The 14,219-nt window shown below is 56.4% G+C and carries 18 protein-coding genes and 1 tRNA gene; 9 read left to right on the top strand and 10 right to left on the bottom strand.

All coding sequences use genetic code 11. The annotated features are described in order from the left end of the window. The first annotated feature begins 71 nt into the window (after positions 1-71). From ACYUME_RS24980 to ACYUME_RS24960, 5 genes are all read left to right on the top strand, one after another. Positions 72-929: an NAD synthetase gene (locus tag ACYUME_RS24980; RefSeq protein ID WP_279883571.1), complete on the top strand. Its 858-nt coding sequence runs from the start codon at positions 72-74 to the stop codon at positions 927-929. Further along, complete coding sequence (locus ACYUME_RS24975; RefSeq protein ID WP_460417408.1) at positions 929-1,345, top strand: hypothetical protein; 417 nt, start codon at positions 929-931, stop codon at positions 1,343-1,345. The genes ACYUME_RS24980 and ACYUME_RS24975 overlap by 1 nt, the downstream gene beginning before the upstream one ends. A 3-nt stretch (positions 1,346-1,348) precedes the next feature. Continuing rightward, positions 1,349-1,741 (top strand): hypothetical protein, encoded by a 393-nt coding sequence (locus ACYUME_RS24970; RefSeq protein ID WP_460417406.1) that lies wholly within the window; start codon positions 1,349-1,351, stop codon positions 1,739-1,741. Positions 1,742-1,920: 179 nt separating this feature from the next. Continuing rightward, positions 1,921-2,112, top strand: coding sequence for a type II toxin-antitoxin system HicA family toxin (locus ACYUME_RS24965; RefSeq protein WP_460417405.1), 192 nt, complete (start codon positions 1,921-1,923; stop codon positions 2,110-2,112). A 17-nt stretch (positions 2,113-2,129) separates the two neighbouring features. Continuing rightward, a complete protein-coding gene (locus tag ACYUME_RS24960) occupies positions 2,130-2,537 on the top strand; it encodes a type II toxin-antitoxin system HicB family antitoxin (protein ID WP_279883532.1) in 408 nt (135 codons plus the stop codon). A gap of 6 nt (positions 2,538-2,543) precedes the next feature. Here the strand turns inward: ACYUME_RS24960 and ACYUME_RS24955 are convergent, their stop codons facing one another. Together ACYUME_RS24955 and nirK are read right to left on the bottom strand one after the other, a co-directional pair. Next, a complete protein-coding gene (locus ACYUME_RS24955; RefSeq protein ID WP_460417403.1) occupies positions 2,544-3,224 on the bottom strand; it encodes an outer membrane protein in 681 nt (226 codons plus the stop codon). A gap of 179 nt (positions 3,225-3,403) precedes the next feature. Beyond that, positions 3,404-4,549 (bottom strand): copper-containing nitrite reductase, encoded by a 1,146-nt coding sequence (gene nirK / locus ACYUME_RS24950; protein ID WP_460417401.1) that lies wholly within the window; start codon positions 4,547-4,549, stop codon positions 3,404-3,406. A 675-nt stretch (positions 4,550-5,224) separates the two neighbouring features. Here nirK and ACYUME_RS24945 point away from each other — a divergent pair. Together ACYUME_RS24945 and ACYUME_RS24940 are read left to right on the top strand one after the other, a co-directional pair. After that, positions 5,225-6,910 (top strand): serine/threonine protein kinase, encoded by a 1,686-nt coding sequence (locus ACYUME_RS24945; RefSeq protein WP_460417399.1) that lies wholly within the window; start codon positions 5,225-5,227, stop codon positions 6,908-6,910. A 251-nt stretch (positions 6,911-7,161) separates the two neighbouring features. After that, positions 7,162-7,380 (top strand): transposase, encoded by a 219-nt coding sequence (locus tag ACYUME_RS24940; protein WP_460417397.1) that lies wholly within the window; start codon positions 7,162-7,164, stop codon positions 7,378-7,380. Between the two features lie 50 nt (positions 7,381-7,430). On the opposite strand, the gene ACYUME_RS24935 is transcribed toward ACYUME_RS24940, so the two are convergent. From ACYUME_RS24935 to ACYUME_RS24905, 7 genes are all read right to left on the bottom strand, one after another. Then, positions 7,431-8,492 carry a hypothetical protein gene (locus tag ACYUME_RS24935; RefSeq protein WP_460417395.1) on the bottom strand — a complete coding sequence of 354 codons (1,062 nt, stop codon included), beginning with the start codon at positions 8,490-8,492 and terminating at the stop codon, positions 7,431-7,433. A 464-nt stretch (positions 8,493-8,956) separates the two neighbouring features. Then, entirely contained in the window at positions 8,957-9,802 is an 846-nt protein-coding gene (locus ACYUME_RS24930) for a hypothetical protein (RefSeq protein ID WP_460417393.1), read from the bottom strand. 99 nt (positions 9,803-9,901) lie between these two features. Then, positions 9,902-9,977 (bottom strand) — tRNA-Thr (locus ACYUME_RS24925). A gap of 98 nt (positions 9,978-10,075) precedes the next feature. Beyond that, positions 10,076-10,327: a hypothetical protein gene (locus ACYUME_RS24920; RefSeq protein ID WP_460417391.1), complete on the bottom strand. Its 252-nt coding sequence runs from the start codon at positions 10,325-10,327 to the stop codon at positions 10,076-10,078. A gap of 22 nt (positions 10,328-10,349) precedes the next feature. Further along, a complete protein-coding gene (locus tag ACYUME_RS24915) occupies positions 10,350-10,730 on the bottom strand; it encodes a hypothetical protein (RefSeq protein WP_460417389.1) in 381 nt (126 codons plus the stop codon). 18 nt (positions 10,731-10,748) lie between these two features. After that, a complete protein-coding gene (locus ACYUME_RS24910; RefSeq protein WP_023629980.1) occupies positions 10,749-10,955 on the bottom strand; it encodes a helix-turn-helix domain-containing protein in 207 nt (68 codons plus the stop codon). 9 nt (positions 10,956-10,964) lie between these two features. Beyond that, a complete protein-coding gene (locus tag ACYUME_RS24905) occupies positions 10,965-11,543 on the bottom strand; it encodes a hypothetical protein (RefSeq protein WP_279883491.1) in 579 nt (192 codons plus the stop codon). A 503-nt stretch (positions 11,544-12,046) separates the two neighbouring features. Here ACYUME_RS24905 and ACYUME_RS24900 point away from each other — a divergent pair. Together ACYUME_RS24900 and mdtI are read left to right on the top strand one after the other, a co-directional pair. After that, positions 12,047-12,406, top strand: a complete 360-nt coding sequence (locus ACYUME_RS24900) for an SMR family transporter (RefSeq protein ID WP_460417386.1) — start codon at positions 12,047-12,049, stop codon at positions 12,404-12,406. Continuing rightward, on the top strand, positions 12,400-12,717 hold the full coding sequence (mdtI, locus tag ACYUME_RS24895; RefSeq protein WP_279805541.1) for a multidrug/spermidine efflux SMR transporter subunit MdtI: 318 nt from the start codon (positions 12,400-12,402) through the stop codon (positions 12,715-12,717). The genes ACYUME_RS24900 and mdtI overlap by 7 nt, the downstream gene beginning before the upstream one ends. A gap of 212 nt (positions 12,718-12,929) precedes the next feature. Here the strand turns inward: mdtI and ACYUME_RS24890 are convergent, their stop codons facing one another. Then, positions 12,930-14,165, bottom strand: a complete 1,236-nt coding sequence (locus tag ACYUME_RS24890) for a methyltransferase (RefSeq protein ID WP_460417384.1) — start codon at positions 14,163-14,165, stop codon at positions 12,930-12,932. Positions 14,166-14,219 lie beyond the last annotated feature (54 nt).

Genomic DNA, 14,219 nt, shown 5'->3' with positions numbered 1-14,219 from the left:
TGATTCCTGTGCAAGGAAACCGATTCGTGACAGACCTGCTTTCCACCCGCCTGGGCAACACCTCGCAGTTCATGGCGCGCCAGCGCATCCAGGGGCGGATCAACCTGCCGCAGATGTTCGCCGCCATCGATGCCGATCCACGGATCGTCGGGGCGGGCGTGGTGTACATCGACGCCGACTACAACGTCATCACCTTGCGTGAGTTCCAGCCGATCTGCAGCATCCGCCCCAAGCGCGTGATCCTGCGCGAGATCAAGAAGTACCAGACACCCGACCAGTACACCCAGCAGTTGCAGCACAACCCGCGCGAGTCGCGGGTGGTCAAGGAGGCGGTCAACACCACGCTCTCCTGTGCCGGTGCCGTGATCGGCTGGTTCGTGGTGTTCAGTGGCACCATTGCCGCGCCATTTTCCGGTGGCACCAGCCTGGTGCTGACCTACGTCGGTGGCGCTGCCGCCACCGCCAGTAGCGTCCAGTGCAGTATCGGTGTCATGCGCACGGTGCGTGAAGTGACCAACCCGGCGGCCAACGATGCCCTGGATGAAAGCCAGTGGTATCAAGCCGCCTCGAAAGTACTTGATGGTGTTTCCCTGCTGGGTGTCGGCGCGTCGGGGCTTAGCACGTTGAAGTACCTCCAGGTGCACAGGGCCGCGACCGGGCGTAGCTGGCTGGAACTGTCCAAGAGCCTCAGTCGCCAGCAGCGCAAGGCGCTGACCGATGAACTGCTGTCGATCAAGCATCCGAGCCTGACGGCCAAGCAGATCAAGTTGCAGCAGGCGGCCGGGACCATGACCAAGCGCTATACGCCGACCGAGATCAGCCATGCCACGCAGACCCTGATGCGCGACTCGCTAGGCGCCACCTTGGGACTGGCTGGCAGTGCAACGGTACAGAGCATCGCCGTGGGGCTCTACGAGGAAATCGAATGATGATGACGCCGGCAGACTTCCAGGCCTTCATGCGTCGTTACTTCGCGACGTTCTTGCTGGGTTTTTTCATGTGCGTGATGTCGGCGGCGTTGTCATCGGCCCAATGGGTAGACGACCATTGGCGTCATCACCCGGACAACCCCTCGTACACCCTGCTGGCCAGTGGTTTATCCACCTTGTTGCTGTGTGCCGGGCACTTGGCGATGGTCCGTGGCCGTATCTGGGCCATGTGGTTGGTCCTGCCCGTGCCGGTAGTGGCCTTGTTGATGACGCTGAGCCTGGTCGGCAGCGGTTTGAATGCCGTGATGCTGGCGATCATGCTGGTGTTTCCTCTGCTCGCGCTGCTGGTCTTCAACAGTGGTCGCCATCGGGAAATGCGTCAGCGCCTGATCGAGCTGCGTCAGCTGAGGCGCTGACGCATGACGCGTCAGATGCAACTCAAGGATTTTCTCCAACGCTACTTCGGCGTTTTCATCGGTGCGTTCTTCGCCTCGATCATCGCCGTCGCCTGGACCTTTGCCCTGGCCTGGAGCACCTATTGCCGAAGTTGCTCCCAGGATGGCCTGTTCCCCCTGGGCCATGGTGCCGTGGTACGTGGGCGAGCCTGGGGGATGTGGCTGGTGGCCGGGATGTGCGTCGCCTGCATGCTGATCACCTTGCCTATCTACGGGCACAGACCGAACCTGTTCATCTACACCGGCAGCCTGCTGGCGGCGTTGGTGGCCCTGCTGCTGCTGAACAGCCGGCGTTATCGGGAAATGCGCACGCGACTGGCGGAGTATCGGCAGCAGCGGCGCCAGGCGCGTCGCTAGGGGCGTTGGCGGGCTTTGCCGCCGGCAAGATCCCGCATCACTTCTCTGGTCCTGTCTCCGATTCCCCTCACCATACTTGCCCTCGGATCGCCCGCTCGTCGCCGCAGTGGGTATGGTGTTGATAATGCTGATTTGGTGGTTATACTAACCACCACTCGGCTAGCCCAAGGAATGGGTTCATGAACAGCCGTGAAATGATTTCGGTGATCGAGGCGGATGGTTGGTACCTGGTGCGTTCGAAAGGCAGCCACCACCACTTCAAGCACCCCGACAAACCCGGGCTGGTGACCATCCCGCACCCGAAGAAGGACCTGCTGCCGGCCACCGCCGCCAGCATCCTGCGCCAGGCGCGGATCGGTTATGCCAGCTGACGAGGAGACCCACTGCCATGTTGTTCCCCATCGCGATCCTCCCCGGTGACGACCAGCACGCCTGGGGCGTGGAAGTCCCGGACATTCCCGGCTGCTTCTCGGCCGGCGACGACCTCGACAACGCCATCGCCATGGCGCGCGAGGCGATCGAAGGCCACCTCGAACTGCTGGCGCAGGACGAGCAGGAAATCCCCAAGGCCAGCACGGTCACCGTGCATGCGGCCAACCCGGCCTACGCCGGCTGCACCTGGGCGCTGATCGATATCGACATCACCCGTTACCTGGGCAAGGCCGAAAAGCTCAACATCACCCTGCCGGCCTACCTGCTCACCCGTATCGACAGCTACGTGCAGAACCATCCGGAGCACAAGAGCCGCTCGGGCTTCCTGGCCGAAGCGGCGCTCAAGGTATTGCAGGGCCGGTAGGTCCCGTCAGAGGCCAATGCGCATTTCGACGAACAGGCTCTGTTCGCTGAGCTTGCCCTTGAGCTGTTCGTCACGGGCATTGATGCGGTTGGCGAAGGTATTGCGGCCGGTCTCGATCCTGCCCATGTCCACATAGCGATAGCCACCACCCAGGGTGATCCTGTCGCTGAGGGCGTAGTCCAGGCCCAGGCCCAGGCTCCAGGCCAGGTTGTTCTGGCCGTTGCGGGCGAACTGCCGCGATGGGTTGCCTTGATAGCCCTCGGACTGCACATGGGCCAGGCCCGCGCCTGCGCTCAGGTACCACGAGAGCGCGTCGGTCAGGGCGAAGTCCTTGTAACCGTTGAGCATCAGCCGCTGGCTGTCGACTTTCATGCGGTTGACGTTGGCATCGAAGGGCGACCAGTAGGAGTCGAACAGGCTGTGCTTGCGCATGGTGTATTCGACTTCCACGCGCCATCCCCCGTCGAAATGCTGCCCCAGGGCGATGGCACCATTGAGGTCGCGGTCGCTGTCTGGGCTCTTGATTCGCTGATCGACACGAGGGCTGGTGAGCTTGGCATCGGCGAGCTTGTGCTCGGCACCCTGCAGGCGCAGCGCCAGGTAGGTGGTGTCATCGGCCAGCGCCGGGACGGCACTGGCCAGCAGCGCCAGGGCCAGGCCGTGGAGGGCGAAAGTCTTCTTGTTCATGAATCGGTTCTCGCAGGTAGCCGTTGGACGGGCAACGGTAAGGCGCTGGTACCAGCGAGAGCTGTAGGGGTATTCGCCGATGGTCAGTGAATGTTCCGGCGAATGGGTGCGATTCGGTGACGCGGTTACCCGTCACGCACCGCCGAGGTCGCCAGCGGTGCGCAGCCTATCGTCGATCGCTAGCGGATCGGCCCAGGCGCCTCTAGCTGCTTCATCAAGTCGTCGTTCCACTGCCCCTCGACCTGCACATGGGCGGCGGCACCGAGCATCACCGCCTCGATCAGGTTGTGATTGAGGTAGGTGTACAGGCCGGGCTGGCGGAAGATGTACAGCGCCGCCCCCGCCGCGCCACCGGGGATGAACCAGGTTTCCAGGTTGCGCTGCGGCGGGTTGGCGAACTTGCCCGAGGCCCAGACGTAGTCGCCGTGGCCACCGATCAGGTGCGGGCGGGTGTCACGGTTGGCCTGGGAGTGGACGATCAGCACGCTCTCGCCGACCTTGGCAGTCAGCGCCTGCTTGCCGGTCAGGGCACCGACGCTGCCGTTGAACACCACATGGCTCGGCACCAGCCCTTTCATCAGCTGGCTCATGTCGCCGAAGCTGGCCATGGGATTGGCGTAGCGCTTGTACTTGCCGTCCTTGTCGCGGGGGATGTAGTAGTCCTGCTCGCCGATGTACCAGACCTTGTCGTATTGCAGCGGCCGGCCCTCGGCGTCCTTGAGACCGTCACGCGGCAAGACCATGATCGCCCCGTTCATGCCGCACACCACATGCCAGGGAATCATCGCCCCACCAGGCGCGCAGTGATACACGAACACCCCGGCGCGGTCGGCCTTGAAGCGCAGCTTCACCTGCTCGCCAGGCTTCACATGGGTCAGCTCGCCACCGCCGAGGGCGCCGGTGGAGGCGTGGAAGTCGATGTTGTGCATCATGCTGTTGCTGGCCGGATTGACCAGGGTGAGTTCCACGTAGTCGCCCTCGTGGACCACCATCAGCGGGCCGGGCACCGAGCCGTTGAAGGTCATGGCGTGGATGTAGGCACCGGCGCTGTCGACGGCCAGTTCCTTCTCTTCGATGACCATGCGGAACTCGACGATCCGCGGCTCGCCCGGCGCACGCTGCGTGTGCGGATGGACATGTGGCGGCGCCACCAGCTCGACGCTCACCCGTTCCAGCTTCGCCAGGTCGACGGCCGGGGCGGCGGCGGGCGTGGGGGCGCCTGCATGGGCCAGGCCCACGCCAAGCACCGAGGTACCGACGCCGAGCAGCACGCTGCCGGCGAGCATGCCACGGCGGGTCAGGGTTACACCTTCTTGCTCACTCATGGGACTTCTCCTTAAGTCGACGAAAGCCGTCGGGTGCAGGAATAGCCGCTTTGAATGTAGGGTTTATTGAGCGAGAACAAGTGTTGGAAGGTGCGGACAATCTGTCGCAGCGGGGGAGGGGGACTGAAACGAAAAAGCCCCGACGGATGTCGAGGCTTTTGGATATGGTGGCACCAGACGAACGGTTGTTGGCTGTGAGGCCCCAATTTTGGCGGGACTGGAATTTCGTGGATTTTTCGACGTACCTCAAAGGGTGTCTACAAAAAAATCAGCTAGTTATGGCTTTCTGTGGAATCGAATCGGGAATTTTGGGGCTCTATCGATTGCTGCTATGCAATAGGACCTCTGCTGCTGAAGACATCTTGAATGCTTCAGTGAGATCTGAGATCTCCGGTTTCGAATACTAGCCAGGGAGAGGCACAAATTGTCTTGAAGCAACCTCTTACAGACGACCGCTATCGACCCAAAGCAGCCTGTTATGGAATGTTAAGGTCGGCTAAGCACGGACCGCCAGTTTCGTTAGATAAAGAAGCGATAGCATAAGAAAAACAGACCGTCGAATGCACACCTGGTGAACATCCCATGGCGATCTGAGGATTGATATTTTATTTCTCAGTGCGTACGCTGGATTCGCGCGTGCTGGCGTAAGCATGGAAGTCAAACTAAGGACCTAAAGTGATATCAGATTCTGCGAATCAGCCAAATTCTTTCTCAGGGGACGTTGTGTGGTCTAACACTTCGTATGATAGCCGCTGGATAGTTAAAATTAGTAATGTCGGCAAAGGTGGTCAGGGCGTAGGGCATAAGGTTATTAGTAAAGATGGTACGTGTACCGCGTTTCTTAAAGTTATGCAGGAAGCTGGATCTACGGAGCGACGGCTTAGGTTCCATGATGAAGCGCGAGCTTATTCTGCGCTGAAGTGCTTGCAAGTTCCTCGACTAATAGAATCAAATGCTCATCTTTACGAAGATAAAAATATAAGCCTTTATATTGTTACCGACTTCATTGAGGGTGACACTCTTGATACCTGGCGCTCTAGAATTAAAAATTTAAGCCTAGATCGAGCCATTACAATTGTCCTTCAGCTGCTTGATACTATTGGCCAGGTTCACTCTACTGGGCTAGTGCATCGTGATATCAAGCCCCAAAATATCATAATTAACTCTGATATTGATGCCGTTCCAGTCTTGGTTGATTTTGGTATTGCGTTCAATTTTAATATTGAACGCGACAAAGCGATTACCAGAGTCAATGATGGGCTTGGCAATAAATTTCTGCAACTTCCCGAGCTTCTCAGTGGAGTTGCGGGCAAAAGAGATAAAGTTTCTGATCTCACATTTATAGCAGGAATTCTATTTTATCTCATTACTAAAAGAAAACCCGCAACCCTTCGTGATGGGAATGGAAAGCTTCCCCACCAACGTTCAGAGTCTCTTCCTCACTTGAGCGGCCTTGAGCGAAGCGGAATACTAAATTTCTTTGACCGGGCGTTCAGTCATGATATCGACGATAGATACCAGACCAGTACAGAGATGATAGTAGACCTTCACAGAGTCTTAGCGCGACAATTGAGCCAAGAGCCGATTGATAAAAAGGAACGTCTAAAACGACTATTGGAAGACGTTCAGTTTAGAACCAATGGCGAGCAGTCTCTTAAAATCAACGAAGCACTGTCTTGGGCGGTCAGGGCATATAGTACAGTCGCGAAGCGTAGCAGTGGAAATCTTACTGCGCAACAAACATTCATAAATGATGCCATGATTCCAGGCTACGTGCGCTTGACTTGGCACCTCGCGGGAAAATACCGAATAAGTACGTTTTTATGGGTGGCGATTATTGGGAGTGAATATATTTGGTATACTATTAAGGGTGAAGTCTATAGGGCAAGTGTGACCGAGCCTTTAAGCAGTGACTTTCCAGCAGCATTTATCGAAAATGCCATCGATGAGGACATGCTTAGAATCTTGTCGGAAGACCCAATTGATAATCCACCAGAATTTTCTGGTATGCAGGCGATTATAGATCGCATTACATATTCATGGGTAGGAGCGCTAGAGCTTTCTGAAACTCTAGGCCTGCCAGTTGCATCAATTATATATGACGACAGTCGGCCGGTGACGCACAGGGAGCACCTGCTAGATTGCGTGCTGAATGACGAGATAGTTCAACAGACTATTCGCAAGTGTTTTGTACTACTTATCATAAAGCGTTCAGATGTTCCTGAGGGAATAAGCATTCCGACTGAAAGCGATTCCTTCGGGCTGATAGTACATGGGCAATTGACTGGATATGAGCATATTGCGGCAAACACAGAAGCCGCCCGGATGCGATTTTTTACTCTAGGAAAAAAATATAATTAGCATTCCATCCTGCGGTCATTGGCAGTAAGGCTTGATAGGCTGCTTTCGATCCAAAGCAGCCACACGCGCCCCATCAGTCCATGATACGCCGTGTATATCAGGTCTGGGAAAAGGGAAAAGGGAAAAGGGGAAAAGGGGACAGATTTATTTGTTTTGACGGAAAAGAACCTGACGGAAAAGGGGATAGTGGGCCTGTCCCGTGACAACGGACGCCAAGAAGCGATACTTACATCGCTATCTTGGAGGTTGCCATGTACCCAACCACTCGCCGCAATTACACCGATGAGTTCAAGATTCAGGCCGTTGCGCTGGCCGAAACGCTTGGCAGGACGGAAGCTGCTCGCCAGTTGTGGAAAAAGGGGACAGATTTATTTAATTGGAAAAAGGGGACTGGAAAAAGGGGACAGATTTATTTAATGGCACATCAACCAGCGCCGAAAAATAAATCTGTCCCCTTTTCTCAAAAATAAATCTGTCCCCTTTTCTCTCTTTTCTCTCTATGGGGTCGAGGCGTAATACCTCAATTATCCGCTGCGTTAACGGTTGATTGGATTAATTTGTTATACGTCTTCAGCTCGTCGTATTTATGCTTAACCGAGCTATCCATACCCTTAAATATTTTTACATATAAATACTGTCGCTCCGATCTAGGATCAAAGTCTTTGATTTCAACAATTTCAGCCTGAACAGGATGCCCTCCAAAAAATTTTGGCCTCAATGTTCTTCCAAAAATCTCGTCAATTGCATCGGCAAAGACATCATATGGTATTTTTAATTTAATACAGCGGTTGGTAACTACTGCTAAACTTTCTCCTTCTTCGTTGTAAATCAATATGGCTCCGGTTCTGTCGCCAGCAATTCCTCTGGCAATATAAACATTACTCCCGACTTTTATGCCTGAAAGATCGCTCATAAAACCCTTGCGGGGCTCCCAAAAGCCGCGTAACTGTATAAAGCCGTCGTTAAGAATTCTCTTCCCTAAGTAAATGACAGATTCTTTAACTTGCTGTTTTCTATCCTGCTCTATCGATACATTATGGCGAAGTTCTGGCGGAAGCTTTTTAGTAAGTGTTGCAATTTCATTTCTTACTGTGTCACCAGCGACTTTGTCTTTTGTGTTGCTTGCTGGGGACGACTCTAACTTTTCAATCTGTGCGGATATTTCCAGCTCATCCTCAATAATATCCGCCCAGTCAGCAATAGATGAATTAATAGTGTCTTGAGCATTAACAAGGCTAAATTTTGCTACAGACAAGCAGCTTTTTAGGTCCTCATCATCATTTAGAGACTGCTCAATATGCTCCTGAGTTCTTTTGATGTTTCTTTCAATCTCTTTGACTCGACGAAAAGCGCCAATAGCAAATTTCTTTTGTTTATCTTTGTAGGTGCTATTAAATACAATTATAGATAAAAGCCAAGTGAACCCTATTGAACATATGTATTGAAGAGCACTAATCAGAGAGACTTCAAGTTTCGTAGGGTTTGAGGAATTAAAAACTTGCACGACCACAAGCCCAATGGAAGCTAATAGCAGGATCACGAATGCAAGTAACTTCCCCCAATCCTTTTTAAAATCTATCATCAATTATTCCTTGGGATTTATATCGGTATAACGATTAATTTGAGGGGTGGCTTCGCCGATTTAAGCGAGCTAAGTGAGTACTCTGGACGCATTGTTAGTGGCCGTTAAGACGAACTATGTACTTTGAGTTTTCGTAAAACTCCATAAATACAATTGCTGATTTTCCATGTGCAAAAAATTTATGGGAAAAGGGGACTATGGGAAAAGGGGACAGATTTATTTGTTTTCGATTAGCACATGCCGAGAAAATAGATCTGTCCCCTTTTGGGTCGTCCCCTTTTGGGTCAGTCCCCTTTTTGGTCCGGATTTGAGCTGAGGCCGCGGAAATCAAGGGTTGCGAGAGAGAAAACGGTCAGGATTACTGATGTTATTCTTTATTCGCTACCCCCTATACCTTAAAAGTTGGGGCCTAAACGCGGGTGCAGGCGCATGCGATGCGTCTTGTCTGCTTACCCAATCTGCATTTAGTCCAAAGCATCAATGTGCAGGCATTTGGGATGCCGACGTCTCTCGGAGTAGAGCATCACGACTCCCATGCACGCATATGCGACGCCAGCCAGAATCATCGGTGTGCTTGGGAACTCCTGCGCTTTTTCAACCGGGAAGCTGACCTTCACCAGGTCGGTGGACATTAAAAAGCCGGACAAGGCCATAAACGCTCCCAGAGCGATCGGTACCCAGGTGGCAATGCCCGAGAGCATGAGCTGGAGCGCTCGAGCGGGCTTGCCTTCCATATCGATCTTCAGACCACTCGACCTAGCGATGCGCCCAATGGACTTAAGGCCTTTAGGAATCCCTCGGACGGTGCCATTGATGGAAGGACGCCTTTCCTCACTGGTGTGAAGAATCTCGACAACGGCGCCGTCGTTAGAGTCAAGGAAATTGAAATGAAGTACGGCTTCGTTTGGAGCCTCAGGAGAAGCCTTCTGAACCGTGAAGTCATTGACCGTACGGCTTGCTTTCAAGACGGCTACGGAAAGCACCTTTCCGTCCGTGCCTACGTGAAAGCGAAGGGGATCCCTCTCCACGATATCGCTCCCCATAACGGTATTTTCGCCACTGTTCCACAACACGATGACTGATCTAGTCAAGCGCGGAATGGGATTCCCGTTGAACTGCACAGTGATCTGCGGCGGAAGGGAATCAGACGAGCTTCCCAGAAGATGCTCGGCAACGAAGCCGTAACTCAGACTGGTCCTTTTCCTCGTCAGGAAGTAGACGACAAGGGCGCCTATCAGGCCAGCGAGGCCAATGAGGGAGCCTACCCATCCTGGGGACAGAAGCTTCAAGGTGTCATCAAACCATGACATAGGAGAATTCCTGAGGCTGGAAACCAGTCCTTGGTACGTGCGTTGGTACGTGGAGGTCCAAAAAAAAAGGCCTGCATCGCTGCAAGCCTTTGATTTTATTGGTGCCGGCACCAGGAATCGAACCCGGGACCTACTGATTACAAGTCAGTTGCTCTACCATCTGAGCTATACCGGCACAGGGGCGTCATTATAGCGATGGATTCGCGGCTGTAAACCACTTCGTTGCATCCATCGCACATTCCCCTAAGTCACCGAGCACAAAGGAGAATTTTCTTACCAGCCACGGTGCATGGTGTTGACGCTCGGCTCGGGCTGGCCGGGGTTGAAGAACAGCTTGCCATTGTCGCAGCCGCGCTTGCGGCAGCTGCCGTCGGCGTTGTGCAGCGGCAGGCCGCGGTCGCCGCCCAGCTGCATGCCGGGCATGTTCCAGTCCAGTGGGGCGGGCTTGCTGGTCGGCAGATCGTTGGCGCAGCCGGTCATGGCCAGGGCGACGGTCAGCAGGGCGAAGGATTTCAGGTGTTTCACGATGTTCGAGTCCGTTCCGGGATCAGTCTTTGTTCAGGATGCGCTGGATGGTGCCGCCGCAGGCCATGTAGCAGGAATCGTAATCAGCGCCGCAACTGTAGCTGCTCCCCGTGTAGAACGGGTAGCTCGGGTAGTGGCAACTGTGACGTGCTTCCTTCTTGCTCTTGCCTTTCTGGCAGTACTCGTAGGTCCGCATCTCGGCCTGGTACAACGCGCGTTCGCTGTTTTCCTGCAATCGCGCCATCTGTTTGCAGTGGTTGCGCTCCATCGAGCAGCTGTTGATGCAATTGATGCCATGCGCGCTGGGCGGTGGCGAGTATCTATAGGTATAACTCGGGCCGCAGCCGGCCAGTGGCAGGCAGGCCAGTACGAGGGCCGCCAGGCCCTTGTGGGAAAATGCCATGGGTGTTGCAGTCCTTGATCATTCGTCGCTGAACTCCAGCAAATCGCCGGGCTGGCAGTTCAGGGCGCGACACAGCTTCTCCAGGGTCTCGATCTTGAAACCCTTGATCTTGCCGTTCTTCAGCAGCGACAGGTTCGCTTCCGTGATACCGATGATTTCCGCCAGGTCCTTGGAACGCATTTTGTTCCGGGCCATGACGACGTCGAGGCGGATGATTATCGGCATAGGAGGCGGCTAGACATAACAGTTGTGTTCATCGCTGATGGTCTTGGCGTCACGCATGAGCAGCGAGAAGGCACACAGCAGGATGCCTTTCATGATCTCGTAGACAGCCTGCGATGATACACCGATCGAGAAGCTGAAGCTCCTTTCACCGGCCGGCAGGTCGATGGCCAGGGCCAGGCCCTGCAGGGTGTAGGTAATCGGCCACAGCAAGGGCGTGCCGATACACAGAAGACCGACCCACCACAGCAGCTTGATATTGTCCGAGGTCCAGGTCTGGCCGCGGGACAGTCGGTGGAAGAACAGGCCGGTCAGGCCCAGGGCAAGGACGGAAACCAGTGTCGGGATCATGTCGATAGCCAGCACCAGGCCGATGGCCAGGGGTGACGCCAGGTAGCCCGGTTCGAGCAGCAGGGGCATCTGGTCGCCGTAGGCCTGCAGGTAGCCGTTGTGCATCTCGGGGAAATCGAAGATGAAGAGCAAGGGTGTGATGACCAGCTCCACCGCCGCGGTGGTCCAGGCCAGCCAGGCGGCGAAAATACCGATGGTGCGCAGGCGCGAACGCGCATAGGCCACGGATCTACTGTTCATGGGGTGCCTCCGTACAGTGATGAACGGGGCGGATTATTCTTGATAAATTATCGTAAAACAATAATTAATTTTATATTTAGTGAGTCTGCGACGGTTTGCCGCAGACGCTCTCATCATGCATCGCGGGGCAAGCCCGCTCCCACGTTGGGGCTCGCGACGTTGTTTCCTGTGCGATGGCGAAGCGCGAAGGGCTTGGAAGATGGGGAATATAATTTACGAAGCTTTCAGCAGGCTTTAAGGGACTTTTTCTGAAATACGCGATTCAAGCGCGACAAATTATTAGTCTCTGTCTATCGTTTTGACTTAATTGATCGCCTGAGCTAATCTTCTGTTCATTATGTTGAACAGTAAAGCTTTCAAGCTCCTCTCTTCCTCTCGCCTGGTTTCCCGTGAACGTCACTGGACCGGCGATCTCTAGCGCCACCCTCCCTTCGCAGTCGTAATCGTCTTTTTCCGGCGCCGATGCCTGTGCGCTCGGCTGCTGTCGCCCATGGGAGGGCACCATGCGTTCCTGGATCTATCTGATCGTCGCCATCACCTTCGAGGTGATCGGCACGGCGTCGATGAAACTCGCCGCCACTCATTTCCCCGTGATGGGGCATGCCGTCATGTACGTCATGATCTGCCTGTCGTATTTCTTTCTGGCCCTGGCGGTCAAGCGGGTGCCGGTGGGGGTGGCCTACGCCCTGTGGGAAGGTTTCGGCATCGTGCTGATCACCTTGATCAGCGTGCTCTGGCTCGGCGAGAGCCTGGGCTGGACCAAGGCTTTGGGCCTGGCGGTGATGATCGCCGGCATCTTGCTGGTCAAGGCCGGCACCCGTGGCAAGGCCGTCGAACGTGAAGGGGAGGCGCTGCCATGCTGATTCCATTCGCCTGGTTGGGCCTGGCCATCGTGCTGGAGGTGCTGGCCAACCTGTTGCTCAAGTATTCCGACGGTTTCCGCCGCAAGGGCCTGGGCGTGGCCTCGATCCTCTGCGTGCTGGCGGCGTTCACCGCGCTGGCGCAGGCGGTGAAGGACATCGATCTGTCGCTGGCCTATGCCATCTGGGGTGGCTTCGGCATCCTGGCCACCGTGGCCATGGGCTGGGCGCTGTTCGGCCAGCGTCTGGCCGGGCGTGGTTGGCTCGGACTGGCGCTGCTGCTGGTGGGCATGGGCCTGCTGAAACTGGCCTGAGCCAGGCCTGGTCGAAATGTTTATGCACAATGGGCATGTGCCGCTTGCGCGAAAGGCATGCCGACCGACATGACCATCGGTCTTTGCGCAAAGGCCTGTTTTTGCTGGTTTTCGCGCAACGGACGGAATAAGCAAAGCGCCGCAAATAGCAGTCGGTCGCAAGATTTCGTGATTTTCATCACAAGCTTGTTCACAGACTTATCCACAGGCTGTCAACCGTGCGGCGGTGCTTCGTCACGCTCGCCCAGCACCAGTAGGTTGCGGGGTGTCAGGGGGTAGTCGCAGAACGTTCCGACACTGACTACGTACCCCTGTTCCTGGAGGAACAGGGCGCGGTCGAGCACCAGCCATATTTCCAGCGGGCGGCGGAACAGGTTGCGCACCAATTCCAGGTTGCGCACCTGGGCCAGGCGTTGCCAGCCCGCCGCCTCCAGCGCGTCCCAGTCGGGTTCGCCATGCAGTTCGACCTGCCGTAGTCCGGCGAGGTCGCGGCAGTACTGCGGGTAGGGTTTCTCCAGCCAGTCGACTGCCAGCGAGGGGGTCGGCAGGTACTCGTCCACGCCCCGTTGCTGGCGTTGCAGCAGGTCGAAGCCCAGGCGCCGGGCCATGGAGGCGTCGCGCTGGCGGCGCACGCGGGCGCTGGAGGTGACCGCTTCGTTCAGCGGCAGGCCGAGGTCCGCCTGCGACAACTGCAAGGACGATTGCCGGGCGGCTGTGGATAACGGCTGGTACGTCTCGCCCTGGATGCGGTTGTAGCAGCACGGCGCGACCGCGATCTGCCGGCAGCCTCGCGCGCTGGCCGCTTGCAGCAGGCGCACGTGCAAGTCGCCGCAGGCGTGCAGGGCGACGGCGCTCTTGTCGCTGCCCAGGTGCGTGGCGCTGTCCTGGGCCATGACATCCTGGCGCAGGTGGCTGGCAGGCAGGTGATGGTGGTCGCTCAGGGCCTGGCCGGCGACGACCAGTTCGGCGTCGTATTCGAGGCAGGTCAGCTGTTGGCCAGGTTGCAGCAAGCGGCGGCCCAGATGGCCTTTGCCGGAGCACCAGTCCAGCCAGTGTCGGGTCGGTTGGCGGAAGGCCAGGCGGCGGGTGAAGGCTTCGATCTGCTGCCACTTGCGGCCAGGCACGTTGACGTCCAGGCGATGGCCGGCCGGGTGCAGGCCGGCGTCGGGCAGTTCGCCGATGGCGGACAGTTGCCGGGACTCGGCGGCCAGTTGCGCGAAGGGTGCCGGGGCGGGGAGGTGTTCGGGGTGTTGCTGGGCCGCTTCGGCTTGCTCCAGGGTGCGTTGGCGTAGCCAGGCGGCGAGCTCGGGGTGCTGGGCTTCCCAATCCAGCCGCAGCTGGGTGAAGGGGCGTGGGCGCCACAGGTGCTGGTGCTGGAGCAGGAAGTGGTCGAGGGCCTGGAAGCGCTCGAGCAAGTCTTGGGCATGAAGCTGGGTGGGCGTTGGCATTCGAGCACCGTGGCGCTATCGAGGGGGCCGCCTTGCGGCCCTTCGCGGGCAAGC

Source organism: Pseudomonas sp. microsymbiont 2 (assembly GCF_054788395.1).
The sequence above is the reverse complement of the archived record's forward strand: the minus strand, read 5'-3'. Positions and strand labels throughout refer to the sequence as shown.